We start from the raw sequence: 3,230 nt of genomic DNA on the forward strand, positions 1-3,230 counted from the left end.
GAACGCCGTAATATTCCATTAGCTCCTCTAAATTCTCCTCCTTATGGAGCAGCTTTAAATAGTAAAGTGCGACGGAATGAACCTGAAAGAATGTTAGATTTATTATTAGTTTACTGTTTAATTGAAGCTCGAAGTCACGAACGTTTAGGATTACTTGCAGATTACTGTCCAGAACCAGAGTTAGCAAAATTTTATCGTAGTTTAATGGCATCTGAAGCCAGACATTATGGAATATATTGGATTTTAGCCACAACTTATTTTGAACAAGAAAAAGTAGAGGAAAGATTAGAGGAATTAGCAATATTTGAAAGTGAAATTCTGAGCAATTTACATCCCGAACCACGCATTCATAGTTAACTAGCTATCAGCTTTTAGCTCTCAGCTCTCAGCTCTTATGATGGGGTTTATATGAATATAGACTTTAAAGGGTGAACGGCCGTTAGCTTCGCATAACTATCGTGAACGCACCTACAGAGGTAGGGAAGTAGTAAACATCAGAGTAATACACACCTACTGGCTAATAATCTCTCAAAAAATTATTGAATTTTACTAATTACTTAATCATTAAAGTCTGGCATAAATATAGTATTATTTTTGAGAAATGGTATTAAATATTAGGTGGCGTGGTAATTTATTTTTTACTTTTTTAAACCAAGATTACTAATGTGTATCTTGATAATTTATATCATGTCCGAACGCAATTGTTTGTGTAAACCTAAGGGTGAATATCTACAGGAAATTTAGATTTTTTTCTTGCTCAATAGCCTTCCTATCTCTTCTTTCCTCTTCCCTCTTCCTTCTTCCTTACCTTTGCTATACAATACCGATGCTACCAGACATGATATTATTTGTTTGAAAATTAAAAATAAACAATGTGGTATTTGCTTATAGGAATTCTATTTCAATTGCAGGTAAACAAACCTTTGAATTTAGGCAACAGGTAACAGGGGTAAAAGTTTGAGAATTTTTATATATCCTTTGATTTTTGACAAATCATTTTAGATTGCTATAAAACCTTTAACCTACCACCTACCACCTAAAACCTTCTACCTAAAACCTTCTTAAATTATGAAAAAATATTATCGTGATTTTGTAATTAGAAATTGGCAACCAGATGACCGTCAAATAGTAGCAAATATTATCAGTTCTGTTCTGGCAGAATACGGTTTAAACTGGGAACCCAAAGATGCAGATCGAGATGTCTTACAAGTAGAAAAATTTTATCAAAATGTAGGAGGAGAATTTTGGGTTATAGAAAAACAAGAAAAAATATTAGGCACTGCCGCATATTATACAATTTCACGAGGTAATAAAGCAGCCGAAATTAGAAAGATGTACTTATTGCCAGAAGTCAGAAATCAAGGTTTAGGAAAATTTTTATTAAAAGAATTAGAAAACAAAATTATAGAATGTAAATTTCAAGAAATTTGGATAGAAACAGCAACAGTATTGCAAGAAGCTGTTAAATTATATGAAAGTAGCGGTTATCACTTAACAACTGGTGTAGAAACCAAACGCTGCGATCGCATTTATCAAAAAATTCTAGACACAAAATAAACAGTAAATTAATTAAGATTGTCGCCTTAGATGAGAAAAATTTACCTACCACCTAACACCTAACACGCAACAAAAGCGTAACAAAAATTATATGGATTTACGTTATCTCATTCCCTTTTTCGACCCCAAAGTCCAAACATGGACTATAGAAGCTAGACTATTGCGATGGTTCACATTCCTTTGGTTATTTATCGGTTTAGTAGTATTGTTTTCCGCCTCCTATTCCAGTGGTGCAACAGAATATGGAGATGGTCTATACTTTTTTAAAAGGCAGTTAATATGGGCTTTAGTAGGAACGATGGGATTTAATATAATTGTTTATACCCGCTTATCTACTATGCTGCAAACTGCCAAAATAGGCATAATTTTAATACTCACTCTACTATTTCTCACCCTGGTACCAGGAATAGGAACTACAATTAATGGTGCAACTCGCTGGATATCTTTAGGCCCAGTAGTTATTCAACCATCTGAACTAATGAAACCTTTTTTGGTGCTGCAAGCAGCTAATTTGTATAGTAAATGGAATCGCTTGACTTGGTTAGTAAGGATAACTTGGTTATGTACTTTTTCTTTGATACTAGCATCTATCTTACTGCAACCAAACTTAAGTACCACTGCCTTATGTGGTATGATTTTATGGTTTATTGCCTTTGCAGCAGGACTACCTTACTTTTATCTAGGAGGTATTGCTTTAGGTGGATTTCTTTTAGCTACCATTAGCGTCAGCATTAATGATTATCAGAGGAGGCGAGTTCTTTCTTTTACAAATCCTTGGGCAGATTCAATGGGGGATGGCTATCAGTTAATTCAAAGTTTACTAGCAGTCGCTTCTGGAGATATTTGGGGCAGCGGTTTCGGTTTATCTCAGCAAAAGCTACATTTTCTTCCTATTCCATATAGTGACTTTATATTTTCTGTTTATGCTGAAGAGTTTGGTTTTGTGGGAGCCTTATTACTGTTAATATTATTAGCTATATACAGTATTATTGCTTTGAGAGTTGCCTTAAAAGCTACTAGAATGGCACATCAACTTGTAGCCATTGGAGTAATGATAGCTTTAGTAGGTCAGTCTTTCTTAAATATAGGTGTTGCGACTGGGATACTGCCAACTACAGGTTTACCATTGCCAATGTTTAGCTATGGCGGTAGTTCAATGATTGGTAGTTTGTCGCTAGCTGGATTATTAGTTAGAGTAGCTAGAGAAGAAAATCAGGCAGATGTTTTAATCTTGAAAGAACGTCGCTTACGAAGGCAACGCTATGTGCAATAGATATCTCCGGAAAAGAGGCAGTAGGCAGTAGGCAGTAGGCAGTAGGCAGTAGGGGGAAAGAATTGATAATTTCTGTGTGATAATTGATTTGATTTTTTATTATCATGCCTATGTCTAATAAATATCTTCAGAAAAGAGGAAAACCAGAACTGGGAAAATAGTGTATATCTAAAAATAGATTTTACTTTTGATTTGTGGAGGTTCCTAATATAGAACTACAAGAACTGGTTAAGACATTTTTCAATCCTAAAACCCTTTTACAGTTTGCTATTCCCTGTTCCCTGTTCCCTATTCCCTATTCCCTAGCGCGTAGCGCTATAATTTATTAGACTAAGTTTAGTTATTATTGTTACTGACAAATCCAAATAAATCTGATGAGTATGCAAAAGCTTCATTTTTT

At 34.5% G+C, this 3,230-nt stretch carries 3 protein-coding genes; all 3 read left to right on the forward strand.

The window, feature by feature from the left end; all coding sequences use genetic code 11:
• Positions 1–357, forward strand: a 357-nt coding sequence (miaE, locus tag F6K13_RS25170) for a tRNA isopentenyl-2-thiomethyl-A-37 hydroxylase MiaE (RefSeq protein ID WP_287288728.1), incomplete at its 5' end; no start/stop codon positions are given.
• A gap of 711 nt (positions 358–1,068) precedes the next feature.
• Positions 1,069–1,557: a GNAT family N-acetyltransferase gene (locus tag F6K13_RS25175; protein ID WP_124154662.1), complete on the forward strand. Its 489-nt coding sequence runs from the start codon at positions 1,069–1,071 to the stop codon at positions 1,555–1,557.
• Positions 1,558–1,648: 91 nt separating this feature from the next.
• Positions 1,649–2,830 (forward strand): FtsW/RodA/SpoVE family cell cycle protein, encoded by a 1,182-nt coding sequence (locus tag F6K13_RS25180; protein ID WP_124154661.1) that lies wholly within the window; start codon positions 1,649–1,651, stop codon positions 2,828–2,830.
• Positions 2,831–3,230 lie beyond the last annotated feature (400 nt).

This window comes from Okeania sp. SIO2B9, assembly GCF_010672505.1.
In the GTDB taxonomy this organism is placed as follows: domain Bacteria; phylum Cyanobacteriota; class Cyanobacteriia; order Cyanobacteriales; family Microcoleaceae; genus Okeania; species Okeania hirsuta.